Genomic DNA, 19,054 nt, shown 5'->3' with positions numbered 1-19,054 from the left:
TCCATGTTCGCCCACACCGTTTCCGCCTGGCTGCAGCGCCGTGGCATCCACTATGGCTGGGTCGTCGCCGCAGTCACCTTCCTGACCATGCTGACGATGTCGGCCGCGCTGGGCCTGCCGGGCGCGATGCTGCAGCCGCTGGGCAAGGAATTCGGCTGGAGCACCGAGCAGATTTCCTCGGCACTCGCACTGCGCTTTGCGCTGTTCGGACTCATGGGCCCGTTCGCCGCCGTGCTGATGGAGCGCTATGGCCTGCGCGCGGTGATGTGCAGCGGGCTGGCGCTGGTCGGGCTGGGCATGGCGCTGGTCACGACGGCTTCGCAGCTGTGGCAGCTGTTCGTGCTCTGGAGCCTGATGCTGGGGCTCGGCACCGGCCTCACGGCGCTGGTGCTCGGCGCGGTGGTGGCCAACCGCTGGTTCGTCGCGCGGCGCGGGCTGGTGATCGGCATGCTCACGGCCAGTGCAGCGACCGGGCAGCTGGCCTTTCTGCCGTTCGCGGCCTGGATGATCGAGCACTGGGGCTGGCGCTCGGCCATCGTTCCGGTCGTGATCGGCAGCGCGCTGATCGGCGTGCTGGCGCTGTGCCTGGTGCGCAACCGGCCTTCGGACGTGGGCCTGCTCCCCTATGGCGAGAAGGCCGTGCCCGGCAGCGCGCCGCCCGCAGCGGCACCCGCGGCGGCGATGAACTTCGCCACGCCGTTCCGCGTGCTGAAGGAGGTCTCGACCAACCGCACCTTCCTGATCCTGGCGGGCACCTTCTTCATCTGCGGCCTGAGCACCAACGGCCTGGTGCAGACGCACTTCATCTCGCTGTGCAGCGACTTCGGCATGGCTGCGGTGCCGGCCGCTTCGGTGCTCGCGATGATGGGGGCCTTCGACTTCGTGGGCACCATCCTGTCGGGCTGGCTCTCGGACCGCTACGACAACCGCAAGCTGCTCTTCTGGTACTACGGCCTGCGCGGGCTGTCGCTCTTCTGGCTGCCGCATTCCGAGTTCACGATCTACGGACTGGGACTGTTCGCGATGTTCTACGGGCTCGACTGGATCGCCACCGTGCCGCCGACTGTCAAGCTCGCGGGCGCCGAGTTCGGTCCGGCGAAGGTCGGCATGGTGTTCGGCTGGATCTTCGCGGCCCACCAACTGGGCGCCGCCACAGCCGCCTATGGCGCGGGCTTCGTGCGCACGCTGCTGCTCACCTACACGCCGGCGCTGTACGCGGCGGGCGCGGCCTGCCTGGTCGCCGCGGTGGTGGTGCTGGCGATTCGCCGGCCGGCAAAGGCGGTCGGCGGTCCGGCAACGGCCGCGGCACGGGCCTGACCGGCCGCAGGAGACGCACCATGAACAACAGCCCGCTCCAGGCCGAACAACTCGATCCGCGCACGCGCCGCCTGCTCGAGGCGCCGATCGTGCCCACGCTGCTGCGCCTTGCCGCACCCAATGTGCTCGTGATGGTGGCGCAGGCGGCGGTCGGCCTCATCGAGACCTACTTCGTCGGCAAGCTCGGCACCGATGCGCTCGCGGGCATGGCGCTGGTGTTTCCGATCGTCATGCTGATGCAGATGACGTCGGCCGGCGCGATGGGCGGCGGCATCGCCTCGTCGATCGCACGCGCGCTCGGTGCGCGCCGGCGCGGCGATGCCGATGCGCTCGTGTGGCATGCGGTGGTCATCGCCATCGGCTTCGGGCTTTGCTTCACGCTGGCGCTGCTGGCGGGCGGACGCTGGCTCTACGGGGTGATGGGCGGCAGCGGTGCCGCGCTCGATGCGGCGCTGACGTACTCGAACTGGGTGTTCGCGGGCGCGGTGCTGGTGTGGCTCTTCAACTCGCTCTCGGCCGTGATCCGCGGCACCGGCAACATGGCGGTGCCGGCCCGGGTGACGGTGGCGGGCGTGTTCTTCCTGGTGCCCGCCTCGCCGCTGCTGATCTTCGGCTGGGGGCCGCTGCCGGGCATGGGCATCGCGGGCGGCGCGATGGCGCTGCTGCTGTATTACCTGCTGGGTTCGATCGCGCTCATCGTCTACCTGCGCTCGCCGAAGAGCCTGCTGCGCCCCAGGCTGGCGGCCATGCAGTTCCGCTGGCCATTCTTTCGCGACATCCTGCGCATCGGGCTGGTGGCGGCGATCGCCACGGTGGCCACCAACCTGTCGATCGGCATCGCCACCGCGCTGTCCGGGCACTTCGGCACGGGTGCGCTCGCCGGCTACGGCACCGCGTCGCGGCTCGAGTACCTGCTGGTGCCGCTGGTGTTCGGCCTCGGCGCGCCGCTGGTCGCGATGGTGGGCACCTGCATGGGTGCGGGCCAGCGCGAGCGCGCGCTGCGTGCCACCTGGGCCGGGGCGGGGCTGGCCTTCGCATTGACCGAGGCCATCGGCCTCGCGGCGGCCCTGTTTCCACGCCCCTGGCTGCTGCTGTTCGGCAGCGATCCCGCCATGCTCGAGACCGGCGCCCAGTACCTGCGCCTGGTCGGACCGTTCTACGGTTTCTTCGGTGTCGGGCTGGCGCTGTACTTCGCTTCGCAGGGGGCGGGTCGCCTGCTGTGGCCGGTGCTCGGCAATGTGGCGCGCCTTGTGGTCGCCGGGCTCGGCGGCTGGCTGGTGCTGCACTGGGGCGGCGGGCTCGCGAGCGTGTTCGCGGTGCAGGGCGCGGCGCTCGTGGTGTACGGCATTTTGATCGCCTCGGCGATCGCCGGCGGCGCATGGTTCGGCCGCGTCGGCTGGCCGCGCACGCCGGGCGGGCTGCTGCGGCGCATGGCGCAGGCCTGACCTCGGTTCGAGGTCGGCCGCCTGAACGCCGAGCGCGCGCGATCAGTAGCGGTAGGGGTTGTGGGGCCGGCGGTCGTAGCGGTTGGGCACGCCGTCGCGGTCGTAGTCCCTGCGCCCGTGGCGGCGTTCCCAGTGGCGATGCCGATGGTCGTGGCCGCGGTAGTAGCGCGAACCGTAGTAGTGATGCGGCGGGGGCGGCGGCGCGTAGTAGCGATGGCGCGGCGGCGGCGGGGGGCCGGGGACCACGTAGACCTGGGCCTGGATGAACCCTTCGCGGGGCCCGGCCTGCGCCGGAACGCTGAATGCGGCGATGGAGAGCAGGGCGGCGGCGCTGGTGGCGATTGCAAGCTTTTTCATGGCGACTCCGATGGAGTGGTTGGAAGCCCTATCGTCGGGGCGCCATGTGAACGCTTTGTAAGGCTGGAGCGAAATCCCATGAAGAGCTGTAAGCCGCAGCACCGTCCGGAATTCAATGTGGCGCGGGAAGCAGGCGCCGCAGCGCCTCGAAAAACAGGTCGGACTGCTCGCGCTCGCCCTGGATCTGCTTGGACACATGCGCGGCCATTGCGGGATCGACCGCAACCAGCGGCCGGCCCGTGGACTGCGCGATCACCTGGTGCAGGCAGGCGCGTTCCAGGTAGTAGAGATCGTCATAGGCATGGGCGATCGTGGCGCCGGCCACGACCACGCCATGGTTCGCGAGAAAGGCCACGTCCTTGCCCGTCATGGCGCGCGCAATGCGCTCGCCCTCGGCATCGTCGAGCGCGAGGCCGTTGTACACCGCGTCGATCGCGATGCGGTTCATGTAGCGCATCGCGTTCTGGCTCAGGGTCGGGTCGAGCGCGCGGTCGGCCGTCAGCGTGAGCGCGGTGGCATAGGGCATGTGGCAATGCAGCACCACCGCATGGCCGGTCAGCCGGTGCACCGCGCCATGGATGAACAGCGCGGTCGGCTCGACGCGGTGGCGGCCGGCCAGCACCTCGCCATGCACGTCGATCAGCACGATGTCGTCGGGCCCGACCTCGCTCCAGTGCAGGCCGCGCGGGTTGATGAGGTAGCGGTCCTGGGCGCCCGGCAGCATGACGCTGAAATGGTTGCACACCCCTTCGGACAGGCCGTGGTGGGCGGCAGCGCGCAGTGCGAGCGCAAGGTCTTCGCGCAGGGTGCGCACGGCGGGGCTGGCGTATTGCTGATCTGCGGACATCGCGCTTTCCTCGTGGACGTGAATGAATGGATGAAGCGAAGGGTGTTCAGGCGCGGGTCGCGCCCGTGTATGCGGCGACGAAGCGCTCGGCATCGGCACGCACCTGCGCTGCCGACTTGCCAGGCTTGTAGAGCGCGGAGCCGATGCCGAAGCCGGCCGCGCCGGCCGCGCGCCATTCGCCCATGTTGGCCGGCGTGATGCCGCCCACGGGCATCAACGGCGTGCCCGGCGGCAGCACAGCGAGCAGGGCCTTGACCACCGCCGGCGACGCGAGTTCGGCCGGAAACAGTTTGAGCCCGGTCGCGCCCGCCGCCAGCGCGCCGAAGGCCTCGGTCGGCGTCATCACGCCGGGCAGGCAGACCATGCCGAGCCGCACGGCCTCGGCGATCACGTCGGCATCGAAGTTGGGCGCCACCACCAGTTCGCCGCCGGCGTCGTGCACATGGCGCACCTGCTGCACGTCGAGCACGGTGCCGGCGCCCACGAGCGCGGCCGGAAAGCGCGCGCGCATCAGCGCGATGCTGGCGTAGGGATCGGGCGAATTGAGCGGCACCTCGAGCAGCCCGAAACCCGACGCGACGATCGCATCGCCGATGTCGGCGGCTTCGGGCGGCGTGAGGCCGCGCAATATCGCGACGAGCGGCAGCGCGCGCATCGCTGTATCGAATTTTTCGCGGGGCGTGGTGGTCATGACGTCGAGCTCCTGTCTGCGTCGAGAAAGCCGGACAGCGCGTGCAGTCCGGCCCATGTGGCTTCGGCACCGAGCGTGCGCGTGGCGACGCCCGTGGTGCGCAGTGCGAGGGCATAGCGCTCGGTCAGCGCCGGCGCGCCGATCAGCACCACCTCGCCGAAGGCGTGCAGCGATTGCGTGCGCAGCTCTTCGCCGATCAGCAGGCCCGACAGATAGCTCGAGACCTCCTGCGCGGGCAGGCGGTCGAACAGCGCAAGCGTGCGGGTGCCGAAGGCGTTGTGCAGCAGGCCCTGGCCGTTGTCGGCGCGCGCCACGCCTTGCGCGAACGCGGCCTCGTCGAGCGGCGCATCGGCCCGGAGCGTGCGCGCGAGGATCGAATGCTGGCTCAGCAGCGCATAGAACTCGCCCGTCATGAAGGTGCGAAAGCCCGTCACGCGGCCCTTCTTGACCGTGGCCCACTTGTTGTGCGTGCCGGGCAGCACGAAGACGCCTTCGTCCACGCCCATGAGCGCCACCGCGCCGAGGATCTGCACTTCCTCGCCGCGCATCACGTCGGGCACGCCGTCGTGCGCGTCGCTGAGGCCCGGCACGATGGCGACGCGCGCACCAGGCAGGCCAGCATCGATGTCGATGATGCTGCGCCCGATCTCGACCCGGCCCGCCGGACACGCGCAGTAGGGCGCCTCGACCCATCCCTGCTTGCTGCCGGCCATGCCGGAGATCAGGCAGCGCGTGCCGCCCGGCTGCATCCAGTCGGCGAACAGGGATTCGAACACCGCGGCAAAGCCGCCCGCAGGCACCTTGAGGATGCCGCGCGGATCGCTGCGCTCTTCGAGCACCTTGCCGCCGGCATCGAGCAATGCGCCGCGCAGCGAGCTCGTGCCCCAGTCGATCGCGACCAGCCTCTTTTCCATTCAGTGCCCCATGGCACGACGCGCCACCCGCATCGCATCAAACCCGACAGGCGCAAGCCAGTGCACCCGCGGAACTGGCTTTGCCAGGCCGCTGGGTGCGCCCCCCAGTGGGGGGAGGCGCCGCAGGCGCTTCGGGGGGCGTTCCATCCTAGTGGTTGTCGCGTGGCACGAAGGGGCCGCGCCGGCCACGCAGGAACGCGAGGTCGGCGCCCTGGTCCGCCTGCAGCACCGTGTCGACATAGAGCTTCCAGTAGCCCGAATCGAGCGGCGCCTTGGGCGCAACCCATTTCCCGCGCCGCTTCGCGAGCTCTTCGTCGCTGACGTGCAGATGCAAACGGCGGTTCGGCACGTCGAGCTCGACGATGTCGCCGTCCTGCACAAGCGCCAGCGGCCCGCCCGCCGCGGCCTCGGGCGCCGTGTGCAGCACCACGGTGCCGTAGGCGGTGCCGCTCATGCGTGCGTCGCTGATGCGGACCATGTCGGTGATGCCTTTGCGCAGCACCTTCGGCGGCAGCGGCATGTTGCCGGCCTCGGCCATGCCGGGGTAGCCCTTGGGGCCGCAGTTCTTGAGCACCATGATGCAGTGCTCGTCGATGTCGAGGGCCTCGTCGTCGATGCGCTTGTGCAGGTCGTCGGCGCTCTCGAACACCACCGCGCGGCCCTTGTGCACCAGCAGCCCGGGCGTGGCCGCGCTCGGCTTGATGATCGCGCCGTTGGGCGCGAGGTTGCCGCGCAGCACGCAGATGCCGGCCTTGTCCTTGAAGGGCTCGGCCAGCGGGCGGATGACCTGGGCGTTGTAGTTCTCGGCGTCCTTCACGTTCTCCCAGAGCGTCTGCCCGTTCGCGGTGATCACGTCCTTGTGCAGGAGGTCGGCGATTTCCTTCATCACCACCGGCAGGCCGCCGGCGTAGCAGAAGTCTTCCATCAGGAACTGGCCCGAGGGCTGCAGGTTCACCAGGCAGGGCAGCTCGGAGGCGAGGCGGTCGAAGTCGTCGAGTGTGAGTTCCACGCCGATGCGGCCCGCGATGGCGAGCAGGTGGATCACGAAGTTGGTCGAGCCGCCGATGGCCGCGTTGACCTTGATCGCGTTCTCGATCGCCTGGCGCGTGAGGATCTTCGACATGTGGAGGTCTTCATGGACCATGTCGACGATGCGCCGGCCCGCCATGCGCGCAAGCACGTTGCGGCGGCCGTCGACGGCGGGGTAGGCCGCATTGCCCGGCAGCCCGATGCCCAGCGACTCGACCATGCTCGCCATGGTGCTGGCGGTGCCCATGGTCATGCAGTGGCCGTGGCTGCGGTGCATGCAGCTCTCGGCCTCGAAGAAGTCCTGCAGCTTGAGCGTGCCCGCACGCACCTGCTCGCTCATCTGCCATACGCCGGTGCCAGAGCCGAGTTCCTGGCCGCGCCACTTGCCCGAGAGCATCGGGCCACCCGAGACGCCGATGGTCGGCAGGTCGACGCTGGCGGCGCCCATCATGAGCGCGGGCGTGGTCTTGTCGCAGCCCATGAGCAGCACCACGCCGTCGAGCGGATTGCCGCGGATGCTCTCTTCCACGTCCATGCTCGCGAGGTTGCGGTACAGCATGGCGGTGGGACGCAGCAGCGTCTCGCCGAGCGACATCACCGGAAACTCGAGCGGGAAGCCGCCGGCCTCGTAGACGCCGATCTTGACCTGCTCGGCGAGCGTGCGGAAATGCGAGTTGCAGGGCGTGAGTTCGCTGAAGGTGTTGCAGATGCCGATCACCGGGCGGCCGTCGAACTGGTCGTGCGGCACGCCCTTGCCCTTGACCCAGCTGCGGTAGATGAACCCGTCACGGTCGGTGCGGCCGAACCATTGCTGGCTGCGCAGTTCTTCGGGTTTCTTCTTCTTCGGTGGCGTGCTCATCGTTGTCTCCGTGGCTGGAAGGAATGCCGGCAGGTCAGGGTTTTTCCTGCCGTTAACAATTTTCAATCATCATATGATAAGCGCGACACGCCATCCGCCGTTCAGGGTTTCCGAGCGGCCGGACCAGGGACCGGACAACAACCACAACGCACGCAGGCATGATCAAAAACGTCCACGGCAACACGGTCGACCGCATCGGCAGCGACATCGTTGCGGGTCGCTATGCGCCCGGCGCGTCGATCCCGCCGGAGCCGCTCTTGTGCGAGGCGCTCGGCGTGAGCCGCACCGTGGTGCGCGAGTCGATCAAGTCGCTGATCGCCAAGGGGCTCGTGACCAGCGGCCCGAAGGTGGGCACGCGCGTGCAGCCGTCGGACCAGTGGAACTGGTTCGACGCCGACGTGATCGTCTGGCAGACGCAGGCCGGCCTCTCGGCTGAGTTCCTGCGCGACCTGCAGGACCTGCGCCGTGTGGTCGAGCCTGCCGCGGTCGGGCTGGCCGCGCTGCGCGCCACGGCCGCGGACATCGCCGAGATGGAAGACGCCTACGCGGGCATGAAGCGCGCCATCGAGTTCGGCGGCGACTACATCACGCCCGACCTGCGCTTTCACCAGGGACTTATCCGCTCCAGCCACAACCGCATGCTGGTGCAGATGAGCCGTGCGCTGGGCGCGCTGCTGCGCACCAGCTTCGAGATCTCCACCAGCCGAAAAGACGGGCCTGCCACGTCGCTGCCGCTGCACCGCGCAGTGCTCGACGCCGTGATCGCGCGCGAATCGGCCCGCGCCGAGAAGGCCGTTCTGGTTCTGATCGACGGCGCGCGCCATGACATCGAGCAGGTGCTGGCGTCGCGCAAGAAGCTGCCGCGCATCAGCCGGCCGGCCACGCAGCTCAAGGCCTTTCCGCTCTAGCGAGCGGACGGCGACCCATTCCATAACAACACCGCAAGACAGGAGAGAAGGTGATGAAGAGCGCAGTCGACGGTTTTTTTCGCGTGCTGGAGTTCCTCGTGGTCGCGTGCATGGTGGCGATGGTCATCATGGTGTTCGGCAACGTGGTGCTGCGCTACGGATTCAACTCCGGCATCTCGGTGTCGGACGAGATGTCGCGCTACTGCTTCATCTGGCTCACGTACATCGGCGCCATGGTGGCCATGCGCGAGGGCGCGCATCTCGGGGTCGACACGCTCATCAAGCACCTGCCGCGCGGCGGCAAGAAGCTCTGCTTCTTCCTGAGCCAGGCGCTCATGTTGTTCTGCAACGTGCTGTTCTTCATGGGCACCTACCAGATGCACGAACTGCAGGTGACCAACATCTCGCCCGTGGTCGGCATTTCGATGATCTGGATCTACGGCATCGGCTACATCGTGTCGGTGGTGATGGCGCTCTTCAACATCGACAAGCTCTGGCGGCTCTTCAGGGGCCGCGTGCCCGACCATGAACTGATTCAGGTCAGGGAATCCGAAGACCAGGTGCTCGATGCCCCGGCGCAAGCAAAGGTGGCGCCATGACGGTCACGATCTTCATCGTCTCGTTGCTCGGCGCCATGGCGCTGGGCATCCCGATCTCGTACTCGCTGCTGGTGTGCGGCGTCTCGCTGATGGCATGGCTCGCCGCCACCGGCGGCCTGCCGGCCTTCGACAGCCAGATCATCGCGCAGCGCTTCGTCGACGGCGCCGACAACTTTCCGCTGCTTGCAGTGCCGTTCTTCCTCCTGGCCGGCGAGTTCATGAATGCCGGCGGCCTGAGCCGGCGGATCGTGAACCTCGCGATGGCCTGGGTCGGGCACTACCGCGGCGGCATGGGCTACGTGGCAGTGCTGGCGGCGATCATCATGGCCTCGCTTTCGGGCTCGGCCGTCGCCGACACCGCGGCCCTGGCCGCACTGCTGATCCCGATGATGAAGGCCGCCGGCTACCAGCTGAACCGCTCGGCCGGCCTCATCGCCGCGGGCGGCATCATCGCGCCGGTGATTCCGCCGTCGATCGGCCTCATCGTGTTCGGCGTGGCCGGCAACGTGTCGATCACCAAGCTGTTCCTCGCGGGCATCGTGCCCGGCATCCTGATGGGGCTGGCGGTCGGCGTCGCCTGGTGGATCGTGGCCAAGAAGGAGAACGTGCGTTCGTCGCCGCGCGTGCCATGGGGCGAACGGCTCAAGGTCACGGCGCAGGGCAGCCTCGCGCTGGCGCTGCCGGTCATCATCATCGGTGGCATGAAGTTCGGCGTGTTTACGCCCACCGAGGCGGCCGTGGTGGCCGCGGTGTACTCGCTTCTCGTCGGCGTTTTCGTTTACGGTGAACTGAAGGTGCGCGACCTCTACCGCCTGACGCTCGCGGCCGGCAAGACGACGGCCGTGGTGATGTTCCTCGTCGCGGCCGCGATGGTCAGCGCCTGGCTGATCACGGTGGCGAACATTCCCGCCGAGGTGGTTTCGCTGCTCGAGCCGTTCCTGGACAACAAGATCCTGCTGATGTTCATGATGATGGTGCTGATCGTCATCGTGGGCACCGCACTCGACTTCACGCCGACCGTGCTGATTCTCACGCCGGTGCTGATGCCAGTGGTGCTCAAGGCCGGCATCGACCCGGTGTACTTCGGCGTGATGTTCATCATGAACAACGCCATCGGCCTGATCACGCCGCCTGTTGGTACGGTGCTCAACGTGGTGAGCGGCGTGGCGCGCATCTCGATGGACGATGCCTTCAAGGGCGTGATGCCGTTCTTCATCGCGCACTTGGTCGTGCTGTTCGCGCTGGTGTTCTTCCCGCAACTCGTGACCGTGCCGCTCCAGTGGTGGATGGGGCGCTAGTTTTTATCCTTTCTCTGTCAGTCCATTCAATCAACCAACCCTTGCAATCGAAGGAGACAAGCATGCTGTTTCGCAGAACCCTGATGACCGCCGCCCTCGTGGCCGGCGGCCTGCTCGCATCGACCGGTGCCATCGCCCAATTTGCCGAACGCACGATCAAGTTCACCAACGGCGTGAACGAGGACCACCCGGTGGGCGTGGGCGTGAAGAAGATGCAGGAAGTGCTGGCCGCCAAGACTGGCGGCAAGATGAAGATCGTCGCCTTCTGGGGCGGTGCGGCGGGCGGCGACCTGCCGGCCACGCAGGCGTTGCGTGCGGGCACGCAGGAGATGGTGTGCACCTCGAGCTCGCCGCTGGTGGGCATCGTGAAGGAGCTCGGCGCCTTCGACCTGCCGTTCCTGTTCGCCAGCGAGAAGGAGGCCGACGCGGTGCTCGATGGTCCCGCGGGCGAGTACTTCAACAAGAAGCTCGAAGCCGCCGGCCTCGTGAACCTGGCCTACTGGGAGAACGGATTCCGCAATCTCACCAACAGCAAAAAGCCGGTCGCGAAGGCCGAGGACTTCGAGGGCGTGAAGCTGCGCGTGATGCAGAACAACATCTTCCTCGACTCGTTCAAGACGCTGGGCGCCAACGCCGTGCCGATGGCCTTCGGCGAGGTGTTCACCGCGCTCGAGACCCGCACCATCGACGGCCAGGAAAACCCCTTCGTGACGATCGAGACCTCGAAGTTCAGCGAAGTGCAGAAGTACCTGAGCGTCACGCGGCACGCCTATACGCCGTTCCTGATCCTCTACAGCAAGAAGCTGTGGGACCAGCTCAACCCGCAGGAGCAGGCCGTGCTGCGCGAAGCCGCCAAGGAAGGCCAGAAGGTCCAGCGCGAAGCCAATCGCGCGCTCAACGAGAAGTCGCTCGCGAACCTGCGCAAGACGATGACGGTCAACGAGGTCTCGGCCGCCGAGCAGAAGCGCATGCTCGAGAAGGTCAAGCCGGTGTATGACAAGAACGTGCCGACCATCGGCGCCGAGGCCGTGGGCGTCGTGACGGACGCTCTCAAGAAGGCACGCGGAGGCTGAGGCTTCCCGGCATGGCCTGAGTCCCCTGTGAAAGCCGCGCGGTGCGAGCCGCTGCGGCTTTTTCTTTTTTTGGACCCTCTTCATGAAAATCACGAAAGTCGAAACCATCCGCCTCGGCGAGTTCCCGAACATCCTGTGGGTGCGGCTGCACACCGACGAGGGACTGGTCGGCCTCGGCGAAACCTTCATGGGTGCAGAGGCCGTCGAGGCCTACCTGCACGAGTGGGCGGCGCACAAGCTGCTGGGCACCGATCCGCTGCAGATCGAGGCGCGCAACCGCGACATCACGGGCTACCTCGGATGGCGCGGATCGGGCGTGGAGACGCGCGGCAACTCGGCGGTGGACATCGCGCTCTGGGACCTGTTCGGCAAAGCCGCCAACATGCCGGTGCACACGGCGCTCGGCGGCAAGAGCCGCGACGCCATCCGCATCTACAACACCTGCGCGGGCTACCAATACATCCGTAGCGCCACCAACCAGACCAGTTCGAACTGGGGGCTCGCCAACAACAACGGCCCCTACGAAGACCTGCAGGGCTTCCTGCACCATGCGGACGAGCTGGCCGAATCGCTGCTGTCCGAAGGCATCACGGCGATGAAGATCTGGCCCTTCGACCCGGCCGCGGAGAAGAGCCATGGCCAGTACATCAGCAACGGAGACCTCGATGCCGCGCTGGAACCGTTCCGCAAGATCCGCAAGGCCGTGGGCGGCAAGATGGACATCATGGTCGAGTTCCACAGCCTGTGGCGATTGCCGATGGCGCAGAAGATCGCGCGGGCGCTGCAGGAGTTCGACACCTTCTGGCACGAGGATGCCATCCGCATGGACAGCCTCGACCTGCTCACGCAGTACGCAAGGGACTGCAAGGCGCTCGTCTGCGCGAGCGAGACGCTGAGCTACAAGTGGGGCTTCAAGGACTATCTGCAGACCGGCGTGGCCGGCGTGGCGATGCTCGACCTGAGCTGGTGCGGCGGCCTGACCGAAGCGCGGAAGATCGCCGCCATGGCCGACGCCTGGCAGCTGCCCGTGGCGCCGCACGACTGCACCGGGCCAGTGGTCTGGGCCGCCTCCACGCACCTGAGCCTGCATGCGCCCAATGCGCTGGTTCAGGAGAGCGTGCGCGCCTTCTTCACGGGCTGGTACCGGGAGCTCGTCACCGAGCTGCCGAAGGTCGAGAACGGCATGATCAGCCTCAACGACAAGCCGGGCCTCGGCCTCGAGCTGTTGCCCGACCTGCACAAGCGCGCCGATGCGATGGTGCGGGTGTCGAAGGCCTGAAGGCCGGGAAAGGGCGACCCGTCAGTCCGTGCGCAGCCGCAGCAGCGCACGCACGAAGCCGTGGTCCGAACGCGAGCGGTCGCGGCCTTCGTGCAGGTGGTCGTTGAAGTAGTCGACCCGGCGCACGTCGCCCAGGCTGTTGCGGCCCGTGGCGACGAACTCCTCGCTCACGAAGATCTGGTCGAGCACGGCCGGAAAACCCTGGTGGATGTGCGAATAGGCCACGTCCTTCTTGAGCGCCGATTCGCCCTGCATCTCGTAGGCGTTGAACAGCGCCACGTCGCGCGCGCCCTTGTCGTAGGCGACCTCGGCGGTGGCGGCCACCAGCTGGGTGGTCACGCTGTGCGGGTCGTCGTTGAAGTCGCCCATCACCACCAGCGGCACCCGGGTGTTCGCCAGCAGGTCGATCACGATGCAGCGCAGCGCGGCCGCCTCGGCGCCGCGCATCAGCAGCGAGCGCAGCGATGCCATCGCGCCGACCTTGCGGTCGTCGCGGTCCTCGAGTGGCTGGCCCGCTGCATCGAGCAGGAACTTCGGCCGCTTCGACTTCAGGTGCACCGTCAGCACGTGCACCGGCTGGCCATGCTTCATGCGCACCGTGACGAGGAACGGCGGGCGTTCGAATCGCGTGTGCTGCCCCAGCCCCGGCACCTCGACGCCGAAGCCCGGCGGGAAGTCGACGAACGACTGGGCATGCTCGACGCGAAGCCGCGTCGCGATGCCCACCCGCGGCGTGCCCTGTGCGCCGTTCAGCGGCGGCGTGTTCTCCGCGCCCGGCACCGAGACGAAGTCGTAGCGCAGGCCGCTGCGCGCGATGGCGGCCTTCAGCGCGGCCTCGTCCCAGACCTCCTGCACCGCGAGCACGTCGGCATTGAGCGTGCGGAAGCGTTCGCCCGTCCATTCGATCTTGCGCTCGTGGCCGCGTTCGTCGTAGGGCTCCTGGTTCTCGTAGAAGACCCGGTGCGGGTTGGCGAGATTCAGCAGGTTGCAGGTGGCGACGAAGAGGGTGGCGTAGTTGGGCGGGATGTGGGCCATGGCGTGCGATTGTGTCTTGTCGTCGTGCGGCCTGCCTGACGCCGATGCAAGGAAAAAAGGGCACCGAGAGGTGCCCTTTGTTGGTGTGAAGCGCGGGTGTTCGGCCCGCGCCTCGGCTCAGCGCCCGAACGAACGGCCGCCGCCGCCGCCCGAACGGTTTCCACCGCCACCACCACCGCCGCCACCGCCGTAGCCACCGCCACCACCCGAACGGCCACCGCCGCCCGAGCGGCTGCCGCCGTAGCCGCCGCCGCCACCCGGACGCCCGCCGCGTCCGCGGCCGCCGCCCATGTGGTCGACGCTCGTGCGCAGCGGATCGGGCTGGCCTGCCGCGCCTTCCACCGCTTCGGCGCGCAGGTGCGCCACCTGGTTGGCCTGCGTGGGGCTGTGGCTGTTGCCATGATGGCGCGGTTGGCGCTCTTCATGCGGCAGGTGCTGGTGCGGCGCGTGCTGGTGCGGTGCGCTGCGCGCCGGCGCCTGGGGGCCGCGGCCCTGCGGCGGGCGGGCGCCCTGGCCGCGCGGACCCTGGCCTTGTCCCTGGCCGCCGGCATTGCGGCCTTGACCGCCACCGCCACCGCCTCCAGCACCGCGGCGCTGTCCGCCGCCATTGCCGGCACCGGCGTTGCCGCCACCGCCCTGGCCGGCCTTGTTCTCGCGGACCCGTTGCAGCATCTCGGTGCGGGCAGCCTTGGCGGCCGCCTGCATGACGTCGCGGCTCGGCGGACGGCCTGCGCCGCCCCAGATGGTCTGGCGGCCCATGGCGATCGGTTCGGCGCGTTCGCCTTCCTCGGGGCCGAAGCCTTCGATGAACTGCACCGGGATCGTCTGCTTCGTGAAGCGCTCGATCTCCTGCATGAAGCCTTCTTCGTCCATGCAGACGAAGCTCACGGCCTCGCCGCTCGAACCGGCGCGGCCGGTGCGGCCAATGCGGTGGACGTAGTCTTCGCTGACGTTCGGGATCTCGTAGTTCACGACGTGCGGCAGCTCGTCGATGTCGATGCCGCGGGCTGCGATGTCGGTGGCCACCAGCGCGCGGATGTCGCCGCTCTTGAAGCCGGCCAGCGCCTGCGTGCGCGCGCTCTGGCTCTTGTTGCCGTGCAGCGCCATGGCCTGGATGCCGTTCTTGGTGAGGAATTCGGCCACGCTGTTGGCACCGAACTTGGTGCGCGTGAACACGAGCACCTGGCTCCACTTGTTCTCGTTGATGATGTGCGCGAGCAGCGCCTTCTTCTTGCCGCGGCCCACGGGGTGGATCACCTGAGTGATGCGCTGCACGGTGGTGTTGCGCGGCGTGACCTGGATGCTCTGCGGATTCTTGAGCAGCGTGGCCGCGAGGTCGCGGATCTCGTCGCTGAAGGTGGCCGAGAACAGCAGGCTCTGCTTTTGCTTGGGCACCAGCGCGAGGATCTTCTTCACGTCGTGGATGAAGCCCATGTCGAGCATGCGGTCGGCTTCGTCGAGGATCAGGATCTCGACCTGGCCCAGGTCGAGCATGCCCTGCTGCTGCAGGTCAAGCAGGCGGCCCGGCGTGGCCACGAGGATGTCGACGCCCTTCTTGAGCTTGCTGATCTGCGGGTTCATGCCCACGCCGCCGAAGATCACGGTCGAATCGAGTTCGAGGTACTTGCCGTAGGTGCGCACCGATTCCTCGACCTGGGCGGCGAGTTCGCGCGTCGGCGTGAGCACGAGGGCGCGCACGCCGATGCCGCCGAACTTGTTGGTGGCGCGCGTGCTGGTGCTGAGCTTGTGCAGCATCGGCAGCGTGAAGGCGGCCGTCTTGCCGGTGCCGGTCTGGGCGCCGCCGAGCAGGTCGTGGCCCTCGAGAACGGCCGGGATGGCCTGTGCCTGAATGGGGGTGGGGGTGTCGTAACCGTGCTCGTGCACAGCCTTCAAGATGGCAGGGGCCAGCTTCAGTTCGTCAAAATTCATTGGAAACAATAAGCGCCATACACGGCGCAGTGACATCGGCCCGCTTGGCGTCATGGTGACGCCGAGCCAGTCAAGGCAGATGAAGGTCAGGGGTGGGAGCCGGAAAGTCCACCCTCGCAAGAGGGTTGATGGCGCTTGGGGTTGCCAAGGCTGGATGGGCTTTCTTCGTCCCCGGCAGAGAGCCGGCGTTGCGGGCAACTGGACCCGGCAACAGCGCTATTGTCGCATGAGTCGGACGCTGAACGCTTTTCGTTATCTGCAATCGGTCACGCGAACGAGCGTCGCGAGCAGTTTGTCGAAAAGCCGGTTGCTGTAGTCGAGGTTCGGATGAACGCCGTCCTGAAGATCGTCGGGACCGTTGAAGCGCACCGAATCCCAGTCGACAAACGCCACGTTCATGTTGGCCGCGAGTCGCTTTGTGAGTTCGTTGTACTGGTCGCGCCGAATGAGTTGACCCTTGTGGATATGCAGCGCGGGTGCGATGGTCTGGTGCGAGAAACCGGTCAGGATCGGCTCGCGTCCTTCTGCGCGTATGCGCTCGACGATGCTCTTCAGCGTCATGACGAATTGCGCCGGATTCACGTTTCGCCATGCATCGATCACGCCGTTCTCGATCACCACCCAGTGGCCAGTGCGCGCATCGTCATTGAATTTTCGGCCAAGTTCTGTAAGCAGTACCTCTGGCGCCGAATGGTCGATGATCGTCAGCTTCGGGTGCCTTTTCTGAACCGCGGCGAGTGGTCGCTCATCCGTGCTGTTGTTTGCCATGATGCTGTCGCCGTAGACGTCGACCGTGCAACGAAGAGGAGGCACATGGATGCGCGGCACCGGCGCGGTAGTGCTTCTCGAAGCGAGGGGAGTCGGAGGCGCAGCCGTTCGGGGCGCAGGAGCCCGCGCGGCCACTGGCGTGGCAGGGGGTGCGCCGGCGCATCCGGCAAGTACGGCGCAGGCCAGCATGAGGGCGATTAAAGCCGAGGCGGCGTGGAGCGCGCGCAACGAGAGCTGCGTCCCGCGCAGTAAGACGTGTTTTGACATTGACTTCCCTGTTGAGCGTTTGGTGCGCCAGAATGAGTGGGCGCTTTCATCGGCCGCGCTTGACGTACGCGGCGATCTTTTATGGTTCGAGCCTATCAACGCTTTTGCGGTGGCTTGGGCGTGCAAAGAAGGCCCAGGCGGGGCTTTTTCACGGAAGCCCTTGCGAAAATGCAAAGTGGCAAGAACTGTGGCTTAGAACTTTTTCAATTGCCCAGCGAAATCCTGTGCCGGACCGTTCTGAGACCCCAGCGACAAGAGCGCAGAGGGCGACGGCTGAACGCCGCATTCCGGCGCCCGGCATAATTTCCCCAAGCTCCAACCGATTTCACCCACACACACCATGGCTCAATACGTCTATTCGATGAACCGTGTCAGCAAGACCGTGCCGCCAAAGCGGCAGCTCTTGAAAGACATTTCCCTTTCCTTCTTCCCCGGCGCCAAGATCGGCGTGCTCGGCCTGAACGGCTCGGGCAAGTCCACGCTGCTCAAGATCATGGCGGGCGTCGACAAGGAGTTCGAGGGCGAGGCACTGCCCATGCCGGGGATGACGATCGGCTATCTGGAACAGGAACCCAAGCTCAACCACGAGCACACGGTGCGCGAATCGGTTGAAGAGTCGATGGGCGCAGTCTTTGCGGCCAAGGCGCGCCTCGAAGAGGTGTACATCGCCTACGGTGCCGAAGACGCCGACTTCGATGCGCTGGCGGCCGAGCAGGCTGAACTCGAAGCCATCATCGCGACCGCTGGCACCGATTCCGAACATCAACTGGAAATCGCCGCCGACGCGTTGCGCCTGCCGCCGTGGGACGCCAAGATCGGCCTGCTGTCGGGCGGTGAAAAGCGCCGCGTGGCACTGTGCCGCCTGCTGCTGTCCAAGCCCGACATGCTGCTGCTCGACGAACCGACCAACCACCTGGACGCCGAATCGGTCGAGTGGCTCGAAGTGTTCCTGCAGCGCTTCACGGGCACCGTGGTGGCCATCACCCACGATCGCTATTTCCTGGACAACGCGGCCGAGTGGATCCTGGAAATGGACCGCGGTCGCGGCATTCCGTGGAAGGGAAACTACAGCACCTGGCTCGAGCAGAAGGGCGAACGCCTGGCGCAGGAGCAGAAGAGCGAAGAAGCCCACGCCAAGGCCCTGAAGAAGGAACTCGAGTGGTCGCGCCAGAACCCGAAGGCACGTCAGGCCAAGAGCAAATCGCGCCTCGCCCGCTTCGAGGAGCTGAGCGACATGGAATACCAGAAGCGCAACGAGACCCAGGAAATCTTCATTCCGGTGGCGGAACGCCTGGGCCAGCAGGTGTTCGAGTTCCACAACGTCAGCAAGTCCTTCGGCGACCGCATGCTGATCGACAATCTGAGCTTCACCGTGCCGCCGGGCGCGATCGTCGGCATCATCGGCCCGAACGGCGCCGGCAAGTCGACGCTGTTCAAGCTGCTCGCGGGCAAGGAAAAACCGGATTCGGGCGAGGTCGTCATCGGCCAGACCGTGAAGATGGCCTTCGTCGACCAGCACCGCGACGAACTCGCCAACAACAAGACCGTGTGGGAAGACATCTCGAACGGCCTGGACATCATCAACGTCGGCAAGTTCCAGATGGCCAGCCGCGCGTACGCGGGCCGCTTCAACTTCAACGGCGCCGACCAGCAGAAGAAGGTCGGCACGCTGTCGGGCGGTGAACGCGGCCGGCTGCACCTGGCCAAGACGCTGATCGCGGGCGGCAACGTGCTGCTGCTCGACGAACCGTCGAACGACCTCGACGTGGAAACGCTGCGCGCGCTGGAAGACGCGCTGCTCGAGTTTGCCGGCACGGTCATGGTCATCAGCCACGACCGCTGGTTCCTCGACCGCATCGCCACCCACATCCTCGCGGCCGAGGGCGACAGCCAGTGGACCTTCTTCGACGGCAACTACCAGGAGTACGAAGCCGACAAGAAGAAGCGCCTGGGCGAAGAAGGCGCCAAGCCCAAGCGCATGCGCTACAAGGCCCTCAAGTAGCTCGTGCGCGGCCGCTTGCCTTTGCGAGCGGCCGAGGAGGGGACGCTGGGCGCCGTTGCGCGTACCGCGAGCAGTCCTCGCATCGCGTGGTGAGGTCGTGCCGGCAACTTCTTACGTGCGAGAGGAACGCCTGCGCGGCGTCCAGTTCCTGCTTCTGCCGCCGGATCGCCTGCAGCCTCCTGTCGATCACCTGCGCGCGCTCATGCTCGCCGCGGTGAAGAATACTGCGGATTTCGGCAAGGCTGAGGCCCACTTCCTGGCAGGCGCACACGATGCGCAGGCGCTGCAGGTGTTCATCGCCGTAGTCGCGATGGCCTGCGTCGGTGCGGGCCGGGACCACAACACCCTCGTCTTCCCAATGGCGAAGCACGTGGGCGGCGACGCCGATTTCTCTTGCGGCTAGACCGATCTTCATCGGCCGATGGTACCGCTTGACT

17 protein-coding genes are annotated in these 19,054 nt (G+C 67.0%); 8 read left to right on the top strand and 9 right to left on the bottom strand.

All coding sequences use genetic code 11. The features are described from left to right. The first annotated feature begins 3 nt into the window (after positions 1–3). Positions 4–1,317 carry an MFS transporter gene (locus AC3A6J_RS01985; RefSeq protein WP_487858215.1) on the top strand — a complete coding sequence of 438 codons (1,314 nt, stop codon included), beginning with the start codon at positions 4–6 and terminating at the stop codon, positions 1,315–1,317. 20 nt (positions 1,318–1,337) lie between these two features. Further along, positions 1,338–2,762 (top strand): MATE family efflux transporter, encoded by a 1,425-nt coding sequence (locus tag AC3A6J_RS01980; RefSeq protein WP_487858214.1) that lies wholly within the window; start codon positions 1,338–1,340, stop codon positions 2,760–2,762. A gap of 42 nt (positions 2,763–2,804) precedes the next feature. Here AC3A6J_RS01980 and AC3A6J_RS01975 read toward each other — a convergent pair whose 3' ends face one another. The 5 genes from AC3A6J_RS01975 to AC3A6J_RS01955 all read right to left on the bottom strand — a co-directional run bounded on the left by AC3A6J_RS01975 (position 2,805) and on the right by AC3A6J_RS01955 (position 7,459). Beyond that, positions 2,805–3,119 carry a hypothetical protein gene (locus tag AC3A6J_RS01975; RefSeq protein ID WP_487858213.1) on the bottom strand — a complete coding sequence of 105 codons (315 nt, stop codon included), beginning with the start codon at positions 3,117–3,119 and terminating at the stop codon, positions 2,805–2,807. Between the two features lie 112 nt (positions 3,120–3,231). Next, a complete protein-coding gene (locus AC3A6J_RS01970) occupies positions 3,232–3,966 on the bottom strand; it encodes an aldolase (protein WP_487858212.1) in 735 nt (244 codons plus the stop codon). Positions 3,967–4,012: 46 nt separating this feature from the next. After that, positions 4,013–4,657: a 2-dehydro-3-deoxy-6-phosphogalactonate aldolase gene (locus AC3A6J_RS01965; protein WP_487858211.1), complete on the bottom strand. Its 645-nt coding sequence runs from the start codon at positions 4,655–4,657 to the stop codon at positions 4,013–4,015. Then, a complete protein-coding gene (locus AC3A6J_RS01960; protein ID WP_487858210.1) occupies positions 4,654–5,571 on the bottom strand; it encodes a 2-dehydro-3-deoxygalactonokinase in 918 nt (305 codons plus the stop codon). The genes AC3A6J_RS01965 and AC3A6J_RS01960 overlap by 4 nt, the downstream gene beginning before the upstream one ends. Positions 5,572–5,719: 148 nt before the next feature. Further along, a complete protein-coding gene (locus AC3A6J_RS01955) occupies positions 5,720–7,459 on the bottom strand; it encodes an IlvD/Edd family dehydratase (RefSeq protein ID WP_487858209.1) in 1,740 nt (579 codons plus the stop codon). A gap of 158 nt (positions 7,460–7,617) precedes the next feature. On the opposite strand from AC3A6J_RS01955, the gene AC3A6J_RS01950 reads away from it, so the two are divergent. The 5 genes from AC3A6J_RS01950 to AC3A6J_RS01930 all read left to right on the top strand — a co-directional run bounded on the left by AC3A6J_RS01950 (position 7,618) and on the right by AC3A6J_RS01930 (position 12,616). Next, on the top strand, positions 7,618–8,367 hold the full coding sequence (locus tag AC3A6J_RS01950) for a FadR/GntR family transcriptional regulator (RefSeq protein WP_487858208.1): 750 nt from the start codon (positions 7,618–7,620) through the stop codon (positions 8,365–8,367). A gap of 53 nt (positions 8,368–8,420) precedes the next feature. Next, positions 8,421–8,966, top strand: coding sequence for a TRAP transporter small permease (locus tag AC3A6J_RS01945; protein ID WP_487858207.1), 546 nt, complete (start codon positions 8,421–8,423; stop codon positions 8,964–8,966). Next, positions 8,963–10,264 (top strand): TRAP transporter large permease, encoded by a 1,302-nt coding sequence (locus AC3A6J_RS01940; protein WP_487858206.1) that lies wholly within the window; start codon positions 8,963–8,965, stop codon positions 10,262–10,264. Before AC3A6J_RS01945 ends, AC3A6J_RS01940 begins: the two co-directional genes overlap by 4 nt. A 62-nt stretch (positions 10,265–10,326) precedes the next feature. Then, positions 10,327–11,337 carry a TRAP transporter substrate-binding protein gene (locus tag AC3A6J_RS01935; RefSeq protein ID WP_487858205.1) on the top strand — a complete coding sequence of 337 codons (1,011 nt, stop codon included), beginning with the start codon at positions 10,327–10,329 and terminating at the stop codon, positions 11,335–11,337. Between the two features lie 82 nt (positions 11,338–11,419). Then, positions 11,420–12,616, top strand: a complete 1,197-nt coding sequence (locus tag AC3A6J_RS01930; protein ID WP_487858204.1) for a mandelate racemase/muconate lactonizing enzyme family protein — start codon at positions 11,420–11,422, stop codon at positions 12,614–12,616. Between the two features lie 21 nt (positions 12,617–12,637). Here AC3A6J_RS01930 and AC3A6J_RS01925 read toward each other — a convergent pair whose 3' ends face one another. The 3 genes from AC3A6J_RS01925 to AC3A6J_RS01915 form a co-directional block, all read right to left on the bottom strand. Beyond that, positions 12,638–13,651, bottom strand: a complete 1,014-nt coding sequence (locus AC3A6J_RS01925; protein ID WP_487858203.1) for an endonuclease/exonuclease/phosphatase family protein — start codon at positions 13,649–13,651, stop codon at positions 12,638–12,640. Between the two features lie 117 nt (positions 13,652–13,768). Continuing rightward, positions 13,769–15,580, bottom strand: coding sequence for a DEAD/DEAH box helicase (locus tag AC3A6J_RS01920; protein WP_487858202.1), 1,812 nt, complete (start codon positions 15,578–15,580; stop codon positions 13,769–13,771). Between the two features lie 252 nt (positions 15,581–15,832). After that, positions 15,833–16,537 (bottom strand): SGNH/GDSL hydrolase family protein, encoded by a 705-nt coding sequence (locus tag AC3A6J_RS01915; protein WP_487858625.1) that lies wholly within the window; start codon positions 16,535–16,537, stop codon positions 15,833–15,835. 418 nt (positions 16,538–16,955) lie between these two features. Between AC3A6J_RS01915 and ettA the strand changes: the two genes are divergently transcribed. Further along, entirely contained in the window at positions 16,956–18,617 is a 1,662-nt protein-coding gene (gene ettA, locus AC3A6J_RS01910) for an energy-dependent translational throttle protein EttA (RefSeq protein ID WP_487858201.1), read from the top strand. Here ettA and AC3A6J_RS01905 read toward each other — a convergent pair. Further along, on the bottom strand, positions 18,610–19,032 hold the full coding sequence (locus tag AC3A6J_RS01905) for a MerR family transcriptional regulator (RefSeq protein WP_487858200.1): 423 nt from the start codon (positions 19,030–19,032) through the stop codon (positions 18,610–18,612). The two genes, ettA and AC3A6J_RS01905, sit on opposite strands and share 8 nt — an antisense overlap. Positions 19,033–19,054: the final 22 nt, after the last annotated feature.

The organism is Variovorax sp. Soil_C_39 (genome assembly GCF_057656815.1).
The sequence above is the reverse complement of the archived record's forward strand: the minus strand, read 5'-3'. Positions and strand labels throughout refer to the sequence as shown.

What these genes read in the sequence shown, in the direction of transcription:
- AC3A6J_RS01935 (WP_487858205.1), top strand. Translation starts at nt 10,327, where the DNA reads ATGCTGTTTCGCAGAACCCTGATGACCGCCGCCCTCGTGGCCGGCGGC.
- AC3A6J_RS01980 (WP_487858214.1), top strand. Translation starts at nt 1,338, where the DNA reads ATGAACAACAGCCCGCTCCAGGCCGAACAACTCGATCCGCGCACGCGC.
- AC3A6J_RS01925 (WP_487858203.1), bottom strand. Translation starts at nt 13,651, where the DNA reads ATGGCCCACATCCCGCCCAACTACGCCACCCTCTTCGTCGCCACCTGC.
- AC3A6J_RS01945 (WP_487858207.1), top strand. Translation starts at nt 8,421, where the DNA reads ATGAAGAGCGCAGTCGACGGTTTTTTTCGCGTGCTGGAGTTCCTCGTG.
- AC3A6J_RS01960 (WP_487858210.1), bottom strand. Translation starts at nt 5,571, where the DNA reads ATGGAAAAGAGGCTGGTCGCGATCGACTGGGGCACGAGCTCGCTGCGC.
- AC3A6J_RS01970 (WP_487858212.1), bottom strand. Translation starts at nt 3,966, where the DNA reads ATGTCCGCAGATCAGCAATACGCCAGCCCCGCCGTGCGCACCCTGCGC.
- ettA (WP_487858201.1), top strand. Translation starts at nt 16,956, where the DNA reads ATGGCTCAATACGTCTATTCGATGAACCGTGTCAGCAAGACCGTGCCG.
- AC3A6J_RS01915 (WP_487858625.1), bottom strand. Translation starts at nt 16,537, where the DNA reads ATGCTGGCCTGCGCCGTACTTGCCGGATGCGCCGGCGCACCCCCTGCC.
- AC3A6J_RS01950 (WP_487858208.1), top strand. Translation starts at nt 7,618, where the DNA reads ATGATCAAAAACGTCCACGGCAACACGGTCGACCGCATCGGCAGCGAC.
- AC3A6J_RS01920 (WP_487858202.1), bottom strand. Translation starts at nt 15,580, where the DNA reads ATGAATTTTGACGAACTGAAGCTGGCCCCTGCCATCTTGAAGGCTGTG.
- AC3A6J_RS01985 (WP_487858215.1), top strand. Translation starts at nt 4, where the DNA reads ATGTTCGCCCACACCGTTTCCGCCTGGCTGCAGCGCCGTGGCATCCAC.
- AC3A6J_RS01930 (WP_487858204.1), top strand. Translation starts at nt 11,420, where the DNA reads ATGAAAATCACGAAAGTCGAAACCATCCGCCTCGGCGAGTTCCCGAAC.
- AC3A6J_RS01975 (WP_487858213.1), bottom strand. Translation starts at nt 3,119, where the DNA reads ATGAAAAAGCTTGCAATCGCCACCAGCGCCGCCGCCCTGCTCTCCATC.
- AC3A6J_RS01940 (WP_487858206.1), top strand. Translation starts at nt 8,963, where the DNA reads ATGACGGTCACGATCTTCATCGTCTCGTTGCTCGGCGCCATGGCGCTG.
- AC3A6J_RS01965 (WP_487858211.1), bottom strand. Translation starts at nt 4,657, where the DNA reads ATGACCACCACGCCCCGCGAAAAATTCGATACAGCGATGCGCGCGCTG.
- AC3A6J_RS01955 (WP_487858209.1), bottom strand. Translation starts at nt 7,459, where the DNA reads ATGAGCACGCCACCGAAGAAGAAGAAACCCGAAGAACTGCGCAGCCAG.
- AC3A6J_RS01905 (WP_487858200.1), bottom strand. Translation starts at nt 19,032, where the DNA reads ATGAAGATCGGTCTAGCCGCAAGAGAAATCGGCGTCGCCGCCCACGTG.